General features: G+C 71.5%; 14 protein-coding genes. 5 read left to right on the top strand and 9 right to left on the bottom strand.

The genetic code is table 11. The features are described 5' to 3' along the window. Nucleotides 1–465, top strand: a complete 465-nt coding sequence (locus tag AB0I91_RS23845) for a hypothetical protein (protein WP_498785845.1) — start codon at nucleotides 1–3, stop codon at nucleotides 463–465. Between the two features lie 196 nt (nucleotides 466–661). Here AB0I91_RS23845 and AB0I91_RS23850 read toward each other — a convergent pair whose 3' ends face one another. Both AB0I91_RS23850 and AB0I91_RS23855 read right to left on the bottom strand, forming a co-directional pair. Beyond that, nucleotides 662–1108 (bottom strand): peptidase inhibitor family I36 protein, encoded by a 447-nt coding sequence (locus AB0I91_RS23850; RefSeq protein WP_498785843.1) that lies wholly within the window; start codon nucleotides 1106–1108, stop codon nucleotides 662–664. A 162-nt stretch (nucleotides 1109–1270) separates the two neighbouring features. Continuing rightward, complete coding sequence (locus AB0I91_RS23855; RefSeq protein WP_499638872.1) at nucleotides 1271–2221, bottom strand: helix-turn-helix transcriptional regulator; 951 nt, start codon at nucleotides 2219–2221, stop codon at nucleotides 1271–1273. Nucleotides 2222–2322: 101 nt separating this feature from the next. Between AB0I91_RS23855 and AB0I91_RS23860 the strand changes: the two genes are divergently transcribed. Together AB0I91_RS23860 and AB0I91_RS23865 are read left to right on the top strand one after the other, a co-directional pair. Beyond that, on the top strand, nucleotides 2323–3057 hold the full coding sequence (locus AB0I91_RS23860) for an alpha/beta fold hydrolase (protein WP_499638874.1): 735 nt from the start codon (nucleotides 2323–2325) through the stop codon (nucleotides 3055–3057). A gap of 199 nt (nucleotides 3058–3256) precedes the next feature. Beyond that, nucleotides 3257–3772: a lytic polysaccharide monooxygenase auxiliary activity family 9 protein gene (locus AB0I91_RS23865; RefSeq protein ID WP_498785837.1), complete on the top strand. Its 516-nt coding sequence runs from the start codon at nucleotides 3257–3259 to the stop codon at nucleotides 3770–3772. A gap of 118 nt (nucleotides 3773–3890) precedes the next feature. Here AB0I91_RS23865 and AB0I91_RS23870 read toward each other — a convergent pair whose 3' ends face one another. From AB0I91_RS23870 to AB0I91_RS23880, 3 genes are all read right to left on the bottom strand, one after another. Continuing rightward, complete coding sequence (locus tag AB0I91_RS23870; RefSeq protein ID WP_498785835.1) at nucleotides 3891–4619, bottom strand: SDR family NAD(P)-dependent oxidoreductase; 729 nt, start codon at nucleotides 4617–4619, stop codon at nucleotides 3891–3893. A 346-nt stretch (nucleotides 4620–4965) separates the two neighbouring features. Further along, entirely contained in the window at nucleotides 4966–5604 is a 639-nt protein-coding gene (locus AB0I91_RS23875; protein WP_499638876.1) for a UdgX family uracil-DNA binding protein, read from the bottom strand. Beyond that, entirely contained in the window at nucleotides 5588–5770 is a 183-nt protein-coding gene (locus AB0I91_RS23880) for a CsbD family protein (protein WP_053719160.1), read from the bottom strand. The genes AB0I91_RS23875 and AB0I91_RS23880 overlap by 17 nt, the downstream gene beginning before the upstream one ends. A 73-nt stretch (nucleotides 5771–5843) precedes the next feature. On the opposite strand from AB0I91_RS23880, the gene AB0I91_RS23885 reads away from it, so the two are divergent. Both AB0I91_RS23885 and AB0I91_RS23890 read left to right on the top strand, forming a co-directional pair. Then, on the top strand, nucleotides 5844–6203 hold the full coding sequence (locus AB0I91_RS23885; RefSeq protein WP_499613873.1) for a VOC family protein: 360 nt from the start codon (nucleotides 5844–5846) through the stop codon (nucleotides 6201–6203). 234 nt (nucleotides 6204–6437) lie between these two features. Beyond that, nucleotides 6438–6953 (top strand): ANTAR domain-containing protein, encoded by a 516-nt coding sequence (locus AB0I91_RS23890; RefSeq protein WP_499613870.1) that lies wholly within the window; start codon nucleotides 6438–6440, stop codon nucleotides 6951–6953. Here the strand turns inward: AB0I91_RS23890 and treZ are convergent. The 4 genes from treZ to AB0I91_RS23910 all read right to left on the bottom strand — a co-directional run bounded on the left by treZ (nucleotide 6913) and on the right by AB0I91_RS23910 (nucleotide 13544). After that, the gene (gene treZ / locus AB0I91_RS23895) at nucleotides 6913–8658 is read right to left on the bottom strand and encodes a malto-oligosyltrehalose trehalohydrolase (protein ID WP_498784193.1); all 1746 of its coding nucleotides are present in this window, start codon (nucleotides 8656–8658) and stop codon (nucleotides 6913–6915) included. The two genes, AB0I91_RS23890 and treZ, sit on opposite strands and share 41 nt — an antisense overlap. A gap of 77 nt (nucleotides 8659–8735) precedes the next feature. Continuing rightward, a complete protein-coding gene (treY, locus tag AB0I91_RS23900) occupies nucleotides 8736–10934 on the bottom strand; it encodes a malto-oligosyltrehalose synthase (RefSeq protein WP_499638898.1) in 2199 nt (732 codons plus the stop codon). A 98-nt stretch (nucleotides 10935–11032) separates the two neighbouring features. Beyond that, entirely contained in the window at nucleotides 11033–13156 is a 2124-nt protein-coding gene (gene glgX / locus AB0I91_RS23905; protein WP_498784195.1) for a glycogen debranching protein GlgX, read from the bottom strand. A gap of 49 nt (nucleotides 13157–13205) precedes the next feature. Beyond that, nucleotides 13206–13544, bottom strand: coding sequence for a hypothetical protein (locus AB0I91_RS23910; RefSeq protein ID WP_498784197.1), 339 nt, complete (start codon nucleotides 13542–13544; stop codon nucleotides 13206–13208). Between the last annotated feature and the right edge of the window lie 72 nt (nucleotides 13545–13616).

Here is a 13616-nt window from a genome sequence, read left to right on the forward strand (position 1 = left end):
ATGAGGAAGACGAACATCCTGGCGCGGGGCCTGGCGGTGCTGTTCCTGTCGGTGGTCGCCGCGATCTCACTGGTCGCACCCGCGAGCGCCGCGCCGACCGCCGACGCGGTGGACGCGGGCGGCCCGGTCCCGGCCGCCGGTTCCACCGTCGCGCCGCTGCAGTTGATCAGCTACATCAGCAACGAGACCTCCATCTCGATCGGGGTGTCGAAGGACAACGTCGCCGGTTCCTACCAGGCGCTCCTGCCGGCTCACCGGCGCACGGACGGCAGTCCGCTCTACTGGAGCCGCGCCCTGTCCTTCTACGTCGGCGCCGGCGGCTACTGCGCGGACGCGTGGTTCTACGACGCGGGCGCCTGGCACCCGTACGTGACGGTCAAGGGCCCCTTGGAGTACTTCGTCCCCCAGACCGTCATCGGTGAAAGCGTCGCGCGGTGGGCGGTGCGGAACCACCGGCGCTGCTGACGCCGCCGCTCCGGGGGTGCGGGTGGTCTTCCCGGTGGACGCCGGGAAGACCACCCGCCGCGCGATCGGCGGCCGGCTCGACATGGGTGCCGCTGTCCGCCCTGACCGTGCGGACTGGCAGATCGTCTACCTTCGACCCGAAAGCCGGTCCCGAACCGCGGTTCGCCGAACGGGCGACCTCCCGGATGGCGGTCGGTCAGCACGTTCCTGACGACGCCACGCTGTGCGACTGGTTCCGGTTGGCGTGGACGCCCAGATCCGGGACTTGCTGTCCCGGTTGGATGACCCACCGCTGCTCTCCCTCACAGCCCGGGAGGATGTAGAGGCGGACGGTTCCGGACCTGCGGTTCCAGGCCGACACCGCCTCCTGCTTGACGCACACGCCACTACCGGTGCCGGTGCCCTTGAACTCCCAACAGGTGGGCTGGCTGGAACCGTACTCCGGGATGGATGTGGTGTGGTCCGACACCGCCGAGCCCGTGGCCCAGCCATAGGAGAGGTAGTACAGGCAGAACTCGCCTACCTCGCACACCCCGTTGCGGGTGGGTGCCGCGTTCGCGACACCTGCCGGCGGGACCACCATCAGGGCTCCCATCACGACGGCGACCAGCGCGCGGGCGAGTCTCTTCCCCTTGCCACCCATGTCTCGTTCTCCCCTCTGCGATCCGGGCCCCCTGGCCCGGGCGCTCGATCGTCGTGCACGACCGGCGGGCAGGGCGGTCGAACGGGCCGCTGTCACTCGTACGCCGCGCGGACAGGACACCCGCTGTCCTGTGCGGTTGTCCCAGCGAGCGTTGGCGCCGAGTTACGGCTGCGGTTCTGCCGGTTCTCGTTGTGCTGCTTCGGCGAGCTGGTCAGCCAACGTCTTGAGAGCGTGCCGCAGCTCGTCGGGTTGGTGGATGGTGAAGGGCCATTGGAGGGAGGCGAGCAGGTGAGCCATGCCGTCCAGTCGTTCCGCTCGGGCGCGCATGAGGACGCCGGTGGTGTTCGCGGTGAGGGTTGCCGCCGAGCGAGGCAGTCGGCGGGCGATGGCGTCGATGGGTCCGTGGATGGTCACCTCGACTTGCCAGTGGTAGGGCACTTGCGCCAGGGCCGAGGCCAGGTGGGCGGCGGCGTCGAAGCTGTCCGGGGCGGTGAAGTCGCGGGCCTGGGGGGCGACGGACGTGATGCGGTCGATGCGGAAGGTTCGCAGGGTGCCTCGGAGGTGGTCGTGGCCGACGAGGTACCAGCGGCCGCTGTGGAAGACCACGCCGTAGGGGTCGACTTCGCGTTCGGTGTGCTGCCGGCGCCACGACTGGTAGCTGATGCTGACCGCGGTGCTGGTGCGGGTGGCTTGGGCCAGGGCGAGCAGGATGCCGGTGCCCGGAGCCTGCCCGATCACGGCGTTGGCGGTGAACGCGACGGATTCGCGGATCGCGTTGAGCGGTTCGCGCAGTGTCTGCGGCAGTACCCGCTCGATCTTCGCCAGCGCGCCTGTGGTGGCCACTGTGGTGCCGATGCCGACGCGTTCCGCGGCGACCAGGCCCAGGACGACGGCCAGTGCCTCGTCGTTGGTGAGGACCAGGGGTGGCATCCGGTATCCGCGGGCCAGTCGGTAGCCGCCGTGGCGGCCGCGTTCTGCTTCCACCGGGATACCGAGGTCCCGGAGGTGCGCGGTGTAGCGGCGCACTGTGCGGACATCGGTGCCGAGGCGGTCGGCCAGCTCGGTTCCGGTGAGTCGGACGTGGGACTGGAGGAGCTCCAGCAGCGTCAGCACGCGAGTGAGCGGATGCGACATGGATCACCGACCGTTTCAGGGCAGATTCTGTCCTGTATCGACCTTACGCTCCCGCGGACATCGCACTTCAGGGAGATCACATGGCTACTTTCGTATTGGTTCCCGGCGCCTGGCTCGGGGCGTGGGCTTGGGACGAGACTGCTCGCCTACTGCGGGAGCGCGGCCACACCGCGGTGGCGGTGACGCTGACGGGCCTGGCCGACCGGGCCGACCTGGGCGGTCCCCAGACGGATCTGGACACCCACATCGGCGACCTCACCGATCTTGTCGAAGGGCAGGACCTGCGCGACGTCACGCTGGTGGCCCACAGCTACGCGGCCGCCCCGGTCACCGGGGCCGCAGGACGTCTCGACGATCGGCTGGAGCGCGTGGCGTACGTCGACAGCGCCCCGTTCGCGGCGGGAATGTGCATGCTCGACCTCATGCCGCCGCAGGTCGCCGACCAGCTGCGCGAGCAGGTCACCGCCTTCGGGGACGGGTGGCGGCTGGCGATGCCGCCGATCGACGTTCTCGGCATGTCCAGCAGCCTCGACGGGCTCGACGAAGGCCGGCGGGAGCGCCTGCTCGGGTGCGCCACTCCTCAGCCGTTCGGCACCTTCACCCAGCGCCTCGGCGAGGCCGCCGACCCTGGTCCCCGAGTGGACCGCGTCCTGATCGCCTGCCACGACTTCAAGGCCCTGCTCGATGCCGGGATCCCGATGCTGGCCTTCCTGAACCAGCCGCCCTGGCGACGCTTCGACCTGCCCACAGGGCATTGGCCGATGCTCTCGGCACCCGCCGAACTCGCCGACGTCCTCGACTCGGCCGTCTCCTGACCCCACCGGATCCGACACAGCCGCATGTTCGCCCGGACAGGACAACCCGCCCAGTCCGTGCGCGGTTGACGGTTGTCATCGGGCAATCACAGAGAGTATGGTCTAGACCTGCCGCCGCGTTTGGGTGAACGCTCCACCCAGCGCACTCGGGTTGGCGTTCGCCACAAGCGTTTCCGCCCATCCGATCAGAGGAGTCCACATGTCACTCCGCCGAAGGATCGCCGCGGTGGCGGCAGGCGTGCTCGCCGCGCCCCTCGTGACGGTCGCCCTGCCCTCGGCGCCCGCGTACGCGCACGGGTACGTGTCGTCACCGGCCAGCCGTCAGGCGCAGTGCGCCCGAGGCGTCGTCTCGTGCGGCGACATCAAGTGGGAGCCGCAGAGCGTCGAAGGCCCGAAGGGCCTGCGCAGCTGCAACGGCGGCGTCGCCCGGTTCGCCGAGCTGAACGACAACAGCAAGGGCTGGCAGGTCGCGAACACCGGCCGGACCGTCACCTTCACCTGGACCTTCACCGCACGGCACCGCACCGCGAACTACGAGTACTACGTCAGCGGCAGGCGGGTCGGCTTCGTCGACGGCGGCATGCAGCAACCCCCGGCCACCGTGTCGCACACGGTGAACCTGGGCGCGTCCGGCCGTCAGACGGTGCTCGCCATCTGGAACATCGGCGACACCTCCAACGCGTTCTACGCCTGCATCGACGTGAACGCGAGCTAACGACCGCAGAAGTCCCGGCACGCGGGAGTCCTGCGTCCACGCACCCCGGGTTCGACGCCCGCCGACCCTGCGCCGAGCGTCGACTCCGGGGTGCGCCTGAACGCAGGACTCCCGGCTGTCAGACGGTGAAGCCGCCGTCGACGTGCAACTGCGCGCCCGTCACGTAACGCGCCTCCTCGGACGCGAGGAACGCCACCGCCGCCGCGATCTCCGACGGCTCCGCGTAACGCCCCACCGCCGTGAACCCGCGCACGACGTCGGAACCGGCGCCGTCCGCCGGGTTCGAGGCGGTGTCCGTCGCACCGGGGTGCACCAGGTTCACCGTGATCCCCCGCGGCCCCAACTCCCGCGCCAACGCCTTCGTCATCCCCACCAACGCCGCCTTCGACGCCGCGTACAGCGAGAACCCGGGGAACACCGCCCGCTCGGACACGTTGCTGCCGATGGCGATCACCCGACCGCCGTCGCCGAGGTGCGGCAGCGCCGCCTTGACCGCCACGAACGCCGCCCGCACGTTCACGTCGAACGTCCGGTCGAACTCGGCCACCCCCAGCTCCTCCACCGGCCCGACGATGAACTCGCCCGCGTTGTTCACCAGCACGTCCAACCGCCCCAGCACCGCGACGGTCTCCTCCACCGCCGCGACCACCGCGTCGGCGTCACCGCTGTCCGCCCGCACGGCCACTACCCGCCGCCCCAACTCCTTCACCCGGTCGACCACGTCACCCGGACTGGTCCGGTAGGTGATCGCGACGTCCGCGCCCAACTCCGCCAACCGCACCGCGGTCGCCGCGCCGATACCCCTGCTGCCGCCCGTGACCAGGGCGACCTTGCCTTCGAAGTTCATGCCACGATCGTGTCGCGCCGGCGCATTCCAGTCCGGCGGGAATCGGACGCCGCGCTGCACGCCCCGGCCGAGCCCGAATATCCGTTGCACGCGTCGCGCGCCCTCGCATAGGTTCGTGGCACACGAGGAAGGAGGTGGTCCGAAGTTGAATAGCTATAGGACTCGTCGTGAGGTGGCTGTCCGCTAGGACCGACCTTTCCCAGGTGGTCTGGGCGAATCCCAGGCAGCCACCCGGCCCCCGTGACCCCGAGCCCAGTCCAGCTCGGCCCGCACCTGGTGCGGGAAGCGGTCAGGGGGCCGTTTCACTTTCCCCGGCACGTCGGCACCGGCACGTCGGCACCGGCACTCAGCCCAGGTGGGCGCGCACGACCTTCAGGTCGGCGAGGAAGCCCCGGTACGCCTCGTCGCGGTCGGGGGCGCGGAGCACCGCCGACGGGTGCACGGTCGCGATCACGTCGTAGTCCTCGACCCGCTCGACCCGGCCACGGCGTTCGCTGACCTTGAACGCGCTGCCCAGCACCGCCTTGGCCGCCGTCGCGCCCAGGCACACCACCAACGTGGGCCGGACCTGCGCCAACTCGGCGTGCAGCCACGGCAGGCAGGCCACCACCTCGCCGCGCGACGGCGTCTTGTGGATGCGCCGCTTCCCGCGCTCGGCGGGCACGAACTTGAAGTGCTTCACCGCGTTGGTCAGGTAGACGCCCTCACGGGCCAGGTCGGCCTCGTCCAGCGCCTTGTCGAGCAGTCGGCCCGCCGGCCCGACGAACGGCTCGCCCCGCCGGTCCTCCACGTCGCCGGGCTGCTCGCCCACGAGCACCAACCCGGCGTCGCCCGGCCCCGCGCCGAACACGGTCTGCGTGGCCGGCTTGTACAGCTCGCAGCCGCGGCACCCGGCCGCGGCACGGCGCAGCGCCGCCAAGTCCGCGCCCTCGGGCACGAACTCGGCGGCGCTGGAGGCGCCGGTGCGACTAGCGGTCGTCGCCACGGAAGGCGTCCTTGACCTTCTCCCCCGCCTGCTTCAGCGAGCCCTTGGCCTTCTCGGCGCGGCCCTCGGCCTGCCACTGCTCGTTGTCGGTGGCGTCGCCGACCGCTTCCTTCGCCCGGCCCTTGAGTTCCTCGGCCTTGTTGCTGACCTTGTCGTCGGTCCCCATGACCGTTCCTCTCGTCGGGACTTCTCCGTCCCCCGACGGATACCCGTCGCCCGAACGGGGAAACTCCGACGGCATGACCGCACACATCCTCGCCATCGCCGTCGACTGCCCGTCCAAGCTGGTCAGCGTCGTGGAGGACTTCTGGTGCACGGCACTGGGGTACCGCGTCGAACGCCGCTGGAAAGACCCGAAAGGGGTCGAGTACACCGAGTTGAGGGGCGCCGGTCCGATGCTCGTGCTACAGCCCGTCACGGAGCCGAAGCAGGCCAAGAACCGGCTGCACCTCGACCTCGCCGCCGACGGCGACCGGGACGAGGAGGTGGCACGGCTCACCGGCCTCGGCGCGCGCGTGGTCGACGCCGACCCGGCACTGCCGTGGGTGGTGTGCGCCGACCCGGCGGGCAACGAGTTCTGCGTGCTGCCGCCGAGCTGAAACCCGCCGCGCGCCACGCGGAAAACCCCTGCCAGTTGCACCGCGCCACCCGTCCTCTACTACGGTGATCGTCTACGCGGTTGAAAAGCCAGCCGCAAGCCACCCGGCGCCCGCGAGGGCACCAGGGTCAGCGAGAGCTGTCGGGCTTGCCGGGTGCTGGCACCCGCGTGTCCGGACGCTCTCGCACCGCTGGCCTGGCTGACCGGTACCGACGTGCGAGAGAGGAGCCCGACCGTGGTCGGGGACAACGGGCGTGACGATTCGCTGACCGCGCGGATCGCCAGCCTCGAGGCCGAGATCGTGGGACTGCGCAAAGCGGTGCAGACGCGCACTGTGATCGGGCAGGCCACCGGCCTGATATCCGCGGTGCAGGGCTGCACGCCCCAGGAGGGGTTCCAGCTGCTCGTGCGGATGTCGCAGCACCACAACGTGAAGCTGCACACGATCGCGCTGAAGCTGCTCGACCTCTCCACCGAGCTCGGACCGCGGCAGGCCGTGCGCGCCGTCCACGCGTCCGCCGAGCCCGAACCCGAGCCCGGCGACGGCCAGGTCGCCGCCGCCGAGTGGCCCGGTGTCGAGGTGGTGAACGCGGCACGCGGGCTGGTCGCGGCCTACGACGCGGCCCAGCACTCCGGCGACGACCGGCCGGAGGTGCGAAGACAGCTGGCCGACCAGGTCGAGTCGGCCGGTCGGCTGTTGGCCGAGAAGCTCACCGAGGTCGGCTGGCTCGTCCCCGACCCGGGTGCGTGACCGACGCGCCGTCGACGACGGCGAAGGAGTCGGCGGGCAGGTGCACCGCCTGCCCGTCCACTTCCACCTCCGCCGACGCGAGCAGCACCTCGCCCGCCTCGACGTCGAGCCGCACCACGGCGTCCTCCCCGAGGTTGCACAGCACCCGCAGCGAACCCCGGTGCAGCACGAGCACCGAGCCCTCCTCGCGCACCGCGAACCGGTCCAGCCGCGGGTCCGCGAGCTCCGGGCGCGACCGGCGCAGCGCGATCAACGCCCGGTAGAGGTCGAGCAGCTCCCGGTGGCCGGGCTCTGACACCTCGTCCCAGCGCAGCGTCGACCGCCGCACGGTCTCCGGGTCGATCGGGTCGGGCACCTCGGACTCGCCCCACCCGTGCCGGCCGAACTCGCGCCGCCGCCCCGTGCGCACGGCCTCGGCCAGCTCCGGGTCCGGGAACGACGCGAAGAACTGCCAGGGCGTGCTCGCCGCCCACTCCTCGCCCATGAAGATCATCGGCGTGTACGGGGAGCAGAGCACGATCGCCGCGCCCACCGCCTGCCGCCGCCACGGCACCGTCGCCGACAGCCGGTCGCCGGTGGCGCGGTTGCCGACCTGGTCGTGGTTCTGCAGGTAGGCGAGGAACCGGTGGCCGGGCAGCCGGTCGCGGTCCACCGGACGGCCGTGGCGCCTGCCCCGGAACGACGACCACGTGCCCGCGTGGAGGAACACCTCGCGCAGCGTCCTGCCCAGCGCGCCCTCGAAGTCCGGGTAGTAGCCGAACGTCTCGCCGCTCAACGCCACGTGCAGCGCGTGGTGCAGGTCGTCGTCCCACTGGGCGTGCAGGCCGTAGCCGCCGCCTTCCCTCGCGGTGACGAGCTTGGCATCGTTCAGGTCCGACTCGGCGATCAACGTCAGCGGCCGGCGCACGGCGGCCGACAGGGCGTCCACCTCGACGGCCAGCTGTTCCAGCAGGTGCAGCGCGCTGCGGTCCACGAGGGCGTGCACGGCGTCCAGCCGCAGCCCGTCCACGTGGAAGTCGCGCAGCCACCCCACCGCGTTGTCGATCACGTAGCGGCGGACCTCGTCGGCGCCCTCGCCGTCGAGGTTCAGGCCGGGTCCCCAGTCGTTGCTGCCCGCGAAGTACGGCCCGAACCGGTCCAGGTACGCGCCGGAGGGCCCGAGGTGGTTGTAGACCACGTCCAGCAGCACGGCGAGGCCGCGCGCGTGGCAGGCGTCCACGAACCGCTTGAACCCGTCCGGCCCGCCGTACGGCTCGTGCGCCGCGCCCCACAGCACGCCGTCGTAGCCCCAGCCCGCCGTGCCGTCGAACGAGTTCACCGGCATCACCTCGACGTGCGTGACGCCGAGGTCGACCAGGTGGTCCAGCCGCCGCACCGCGCCGTCGAACGTGCCGGCGGACGTGAACGTGCCGATGTGCAGCTCGTAGACCACCGCGCCGGGCAACGCGCGCCCGGTCCACGCCTGGTCGGTCCACTCGAACGCCGCGTGGTCGTAGACCCGGGACGTCCCGTGCACGCCGTCCGGCTGCCACCGCGACCGCGGGTCGGGCAGCACGTCGTCGGAGTCGCCCAGGAGGAACCCGTAGTCGACCCCCTCGGCGTCCGAGTGCCACCACCCGCCGTCACCGGCCGTCATCTCGTGGTCCCGACCGTCGACCCGCACCCGGACGCGCTCGTGCGCCGGCGCCCACACCGCGAAACCCACAGCTCTCCTCAGTCCGTGCGCCGGCCCAGCCGACCCAGTCCGCTCGTCGGCCCAGCCGACTCGATCCGTCCGCCGGCTCAGTCCGCGACCAGCAGCGCCACCGGGTAGCGGTCCAGCAGGTCCGCCAGTCGAGGGGCGGCCGGGCGGGAGGTGAGCACGTCGGTCCACTCCCCCGGCGGCAGCGGCAGCACCGTGTCGCCCCAGCCACCCGCGTTCGCCAATCCCACCGGAAGCCGGGTGGCCACCGCGACCAGCCCGGTCCGCTCGAACGCGACTACGTGCGGTGCGGCCGGCCCCGACGCCGCCAGCGGCCGGTAGCCGCGGAACAGCTCGGGCCGTTCCCGGCGCAAGCGCAGCGCGCGCTGCACGACGAGCAGCTTGGCCGCGCCCGAGTCGTCCACGTCCGGCAGCCAGCCGTCCTCGATCCGCGCCAGCAGCCGTCGCCGCACCTCGTAGTCCACGGGTCGCCGGTTGTCCGGGTCGACTAGCGACAGGTCCCACAGCTCGGTGCCCTGGTAGACGTCGGGCACGCCGGGCGCGGTGAGCTGCACGAGCTTCTGCCCCAGCGCGTTGGACCAGCCCGGCGCGACGATCCGCTCCACGAACGACGCCACCTCGGCCGCCACCGGACCGGACAGCACCTGCTCCGGCCACGCCGCCACGGCCGCCTCGAACGCCTCGTCGTGGTCGACCCAGGTGGTGCGGACCTTCGACTCCTTGGCCGCCTTGTCCAGGTAGGCGCTCATCCGCTCGGCGGTGATGGGCCACGCGCCGACCAGCGACTGCCACGCCAGCATGTTCAACGACGGCTCGTCGATCGGGTGCGCGGCGGTCCACCGGCGCACGAGCTCGCCGAACTCCTGCGGCAGCTCGGCCAGCACCGCGAGCCGCGCCCGGACGTCCTCGGAGCGTTTCGTGTCGTGCGTCGACAACGCCGTCATCGCCGCGGGCGAGCCCGCTTCACGTGCCGCCGCACGCGCGTGGAACTCGGTGGGCGGCACCCCGAACCGGTCCGGCGCGCCGCCGACCTCGTTGAGCGCCACGAAGCGGGTGTACCGGTAGAACGCGGTGTCCTCGGTGCCCTTGGCGACGACCATGCCGGACGTCTGCTGGATGCGGGTGGCCAGCTCGCCCTGCGGCTCGGCCCGCACCTGCCGGTCCAGCGCCCGCACCGCCGGCGACGTCGCCGCGGTCACCGCCGCCGTCCACGCGTCCAGCCCTTCGGGCAGGTAGGAGCGGTAGACGGGGAAGTTGACCATGACCTCGGCGACGGCCCGTTCGGCCTCCGCCGGGTCGGCGTCGCGCACCAGCGCCGCGATCCGGCGGACCTCCGCGCGCAGGATCGTGCGGGTGACCAGCTCGCGGCACTCGTGCTCGACGGCGGCGAAGTCGGTGGGCACGCCGAACTCCTCGGCCAGCGCGGTGAACGCCGCCTCCCCCGCCGGGTCCACGAACAGCCCGCACACCTCGCGCAGCGCGTCATAGCCCGTGGTGCCGTCGACCGGCCAGCTCACGGGCAGCCGCTCGTCCGCGCCGAGGATCTTCTCCACCACCAGCCACACGCCGGCGCGCTCCCGGAGCCGCCGCGCGTACCCGCCGGGGTCGGCCAGGCCGTCGGGGTGGTCGACCCGCAGGCCGGTCACCTCGCCCGCCGCGACCCACCGCAGCACCTCGCCGTGGGTCGCGTCGAACACCTCGGGGTCCTCGACCCGCACCGCGGCCAACGTGGTGATGTCGAAGAACCGCCGGTAGTTCAGCTCGGTGTTGCCGCGCCGCCAGAACACCAGCCGGTAGTGCTCGTGCTCCTCCTCCGACGCCTCGTCGCCGGCGAACGGCAGCAGCAGCGGCCCGGAGTCCCAGTCGACGTCGAAGAACTTCGCGTACCGCGACCCCCGGCCGTGCCGGAGCACGTCCCACCACCACCGGTTGACGTCGTCGTGGCCTACCGCCATGTGGTTGGGCACGATGTCGAGCACGAACCCGAGCCCGGCCCGCCGGAGCGCCTTGTGCAGCGCCACCCGCCCCGACTCGCCGCCGAGCTCCTCGCGGGCCCGGGTCGGGTCGACCACGTCGTAGCCGTGCGTGGAGCCGGGCACGGCCTCCAGCACGGGCGAGGCGTACAGCGCGCCGACGCCCAGCGCGTCGAGGTAGTCGACCACGGCCTCCGCCTCGGCGAAGGTGAAGTCGGGCGTGAACTGGATCCGGTAGGTCGACGCCGGCGCCGCCCCGACCGCATCGCTGCGCAGACGTCCCCCCTGGGGGTCCCCTGCTTCGATTTTACCGGCGGGGTCCGACAATTCCGGCGGTTCCGGGCGGTCCGGGCGGTCCGACAGGTCCGTCGGCTCAGAGAGCTTCGGCGGTTCAGGCAGCTCCGTCACTCCTGCTCCAGCCGTTGCAGCACGACCAGCGACCGCGCGACCAGCGTGAGCGTGCCGCCACCGGCGACCACCTCGCCCTGCTCGGGCGGCGTCACCTCGCCCGTCGCCGTGTCGATCACGACCGTCCACCTCGCGCCGTAGCCCTCCTCGGGCAGGGTGACCTCGATGTCCTCGTGGTGCGCGTTGAACGCGAGCAGGAACGAGTCGTCCAGCACCCGCATCCCCCTCGGGTCGAGGTCGGGGATGCCTTCGCCGTTGAGGAACACCACGACGCAGCGGCCGAAGTCGTCGCCCCAGTTCTGCTCCGTCATCTCTTCACCCGAAGGTGTGAACCAGGCGATGTCGCGGAGCTCGTCGCCCTTGCGGATCGGCTTGCCCTGGAAGAACCGGCGCCGCCGCAGCACGGGGTGCTGCCGGCGGAACTCGGTCAACGCCGAGGTGAACTCGACCAGGTCCCGGTTCTTCTCCGCCAACGTCCAGTCCACCCAGGACAGCTCGTTGTCCTGGCAGTAGGCGTTGTTGTTGCCCTGCTGCGTCCGCCCCAGCTCGTCGCCGTGCAGCAGCATCGGCACGCCCTGCGAGAGCAGCGTCGTGGCCAGCAGGTTGCGCCGCTGCCTGGCCCTCAGCTCGTTCACCTCGGGGTCGTCGGTCGGCCCCTCGACCCCGCAGTTCCAGGACCGGTTGTCGTCCGCGCCGTCACGGCCGTCCTCACCGTTGGCCGCGTTGTGCTTCTCGTTGTACGAGACGAGGTCGTTGAGCGTGAACCCGTCGTGCGCGGTGACGAAGTTGACCGACGCGTACGGCCGCCGGCCGTCGTCCTGGTACAGGTCCGACGACCCGGTGATGCGGGAGGCGAACTCGCCCAGCGTGGCCGGCTCGCCGCGCCAGAAGTCGCGCACGGTGTCGCGGTACTTGCCGTTCCACTCCGTCCACAACGGCGGGAAGTTGCCGACCTGGTAACCACCCGGGCCGACGTCCCACGGCTCGGCGATCAGCTTCACCTGCGAGACCACCGGGTCCTGCTGCACCAGGTCGAAGAACGTCGACAGCCGGTCGACGTCGTAGAACTCGCGGGCCAGGGTGGCGGCCAGGTCGAACCGGAACCCGTCCACGCGCATCTCGGTCACCCAGTACCGCAGCGAGTCCATGATCAGCTGCAACGTGTGCGGGCTGCGCACGTTCAGCGAGTTCCCGGTGCCGGTGTAGTCGGTGTAGAACTGCGGCTCGTCGTCCACCAGCCGGTAGTACGCCTGGTTGTCGATGCCGCGCATGGACACCGTGGGACCGAGGTGGTTGCCCTCGGCGGTGTGGTTGTAGACCACGTCGAGGATGACCTCGATGCCCGCCTCGTGCAGGGCGCGCACCATGCCCTTGAACTCCTGCACCTGGTTCGCCGACTCCGGCATCGCCGCGTAACCGGAGTGCGGCGCGAAGAACCCGATCGTGTTGTAGCCCCAGTAGTTGCGGAGGCCTTTCTCCACCAGCCCGTGATCGGTGATGAAGTGGTGCACCGGCATGAGTTCGAGCGCCGTGACGCCGAGCCCCTTGAGGTGGTCGATCACCACGGGGTGCGCCAGGCCCGCGTACGTGCCGCGCAACCGTTGCGGCACCTCGGGGTGCTGCATGGTCAGGCCGCGCACGTGCGCCTCGTAGACGACCGACTCGTTGTACGGCGTCTTCGGCGGCCGGTCGTTCGCCCAGTCGAAGAACGGGTTGACCACGACCGACAGCGGCACGTGGCCCGCCGAGTCGAGGTCGTTGCGCGCGTCCGGGTCGCCGAACCGGTACCCGAACAGCGACTCGTCCCAGTCGACGTCGCCGGTGATCGCCTTGGCGTACGGGTCGATCAGCAGCTTGTTCGGGTTGCAGCGCAGGCCGCGCTCCGGGTCGTGCGGTCCGTGCACGCGGTAGCCGTACTTCTGCCCGGGGCCGACGCCGAGGAGGTAGCCGTGGTGCACGAAGCCGTCCACCTCGGGCAGCCGCACGCGCGTCTCGGCGCCGTCGTCGTCGAACAGGCACAGCTCGACGTAGTCCGCGACCTCCGAGAAGAGGGTGAAGTTGGTGCCGACGCCGTCGTAGGAGGCGCCGAGCGGGTAGGGGGTTCCGGGCCAGGGCCGCACAGGGTTTCCTCCGGACGAACTGGAACGAGCCGATCCCTACCGTTCTAGGTCACGTCCGGCCGGCGTGCGACCTGACGAGCTCGCCGCGCGCGGCGACGAGGAGCAGCCTCGCTTCCTGCAGCTCGCCGTAGCGAAGGTGCTCGCAGGCGGCCTCGGCGCAGGCCACCGCCTGGGTGAGCGCGTCGTCCGACCCGGCGTCGGTGCGCCTCAGGGCGTCCTTCAAGGACTCTTCGGCGGCCCGGACCCCGGCGAGCGGGTCGGCCAGGTTCGACGGCCGGACGTCCACCAGGACCTTCTCGACGGCCGCCTCCAGGACGCCCACCGGACTGCTCTGGGGAACCATCTGCTCGGGCACGAGCCCGGTGCGGGACATCAAGTCGGTGTTCACGGGTGACTGCCACCTCCAACCATGGCGCGGGTGACTGGCTGACGATACTCCGCGGCCGGGCCGCGCGCTGTG

It is taken from the genome of Actinosynnema sp. NPDC049800, from assembly GCF_040656635.1.
Lineage (GTDB): Bacteria > Actinomycetota > Actinomycetes > Mycobacteriales > Pseudonocardiaceae > Actinosynnema.

Bases quoted from the DNA above. Each gene is read 5' to 3' on its own strand.
- AB0I91_RS23845 (WP_498785845.1), top strand. From the start codon at position 1: ATGAGGAAGACGAACATCCTGGCGCGGGGCCTGGCGGTGCTGTTCCTG.
- AB0I91_RS23850 (WP_498785843.1), bottom strand. From the start codon at position 1,108: ATGGGTGGCAAGGGGAAGAGACTCGCCCGCGCGCTGGTCGCCGTCGTG.
- AB0I91_RS23860 (WP_499638874.1), top strand. From the start codon at position 2,323: ATGGCTACTTTCGTATTGGTTCCCGGCGCCTGGCTCGGGGCGTGGGCT.
- AB0I91_RS23865 (WP_498785837.1), top strand. From the start codon at position 3,257: ATGTCACTCCGCCGAAGGATCGCCGCGGTGGCGGCAGGCGTGCTCGCC.
- AB0I91_RS23870 (WP_498785835.1), bottom strand. From the start codon at position 4,619: ATGAACTTCGAAGGCAAGGTCGCCCTGGTCACGGGCGGCAGCAGGGGT.
- AB0I91_RS23880 (WP_053719160.1), bottom strand. From the start codon at position 5,770: ATGGGGACCGACGACAAGGTCAGCAACAAGGCCGAGGAACTCAAGGGC.
- AB0I91_RS23885 (WP_499613873.1), top strand. From the start codon at position 5,844: ATGACCGCACACATCCTCGCCATCGCCGTCGACTGCCCGTCCAAGCTG.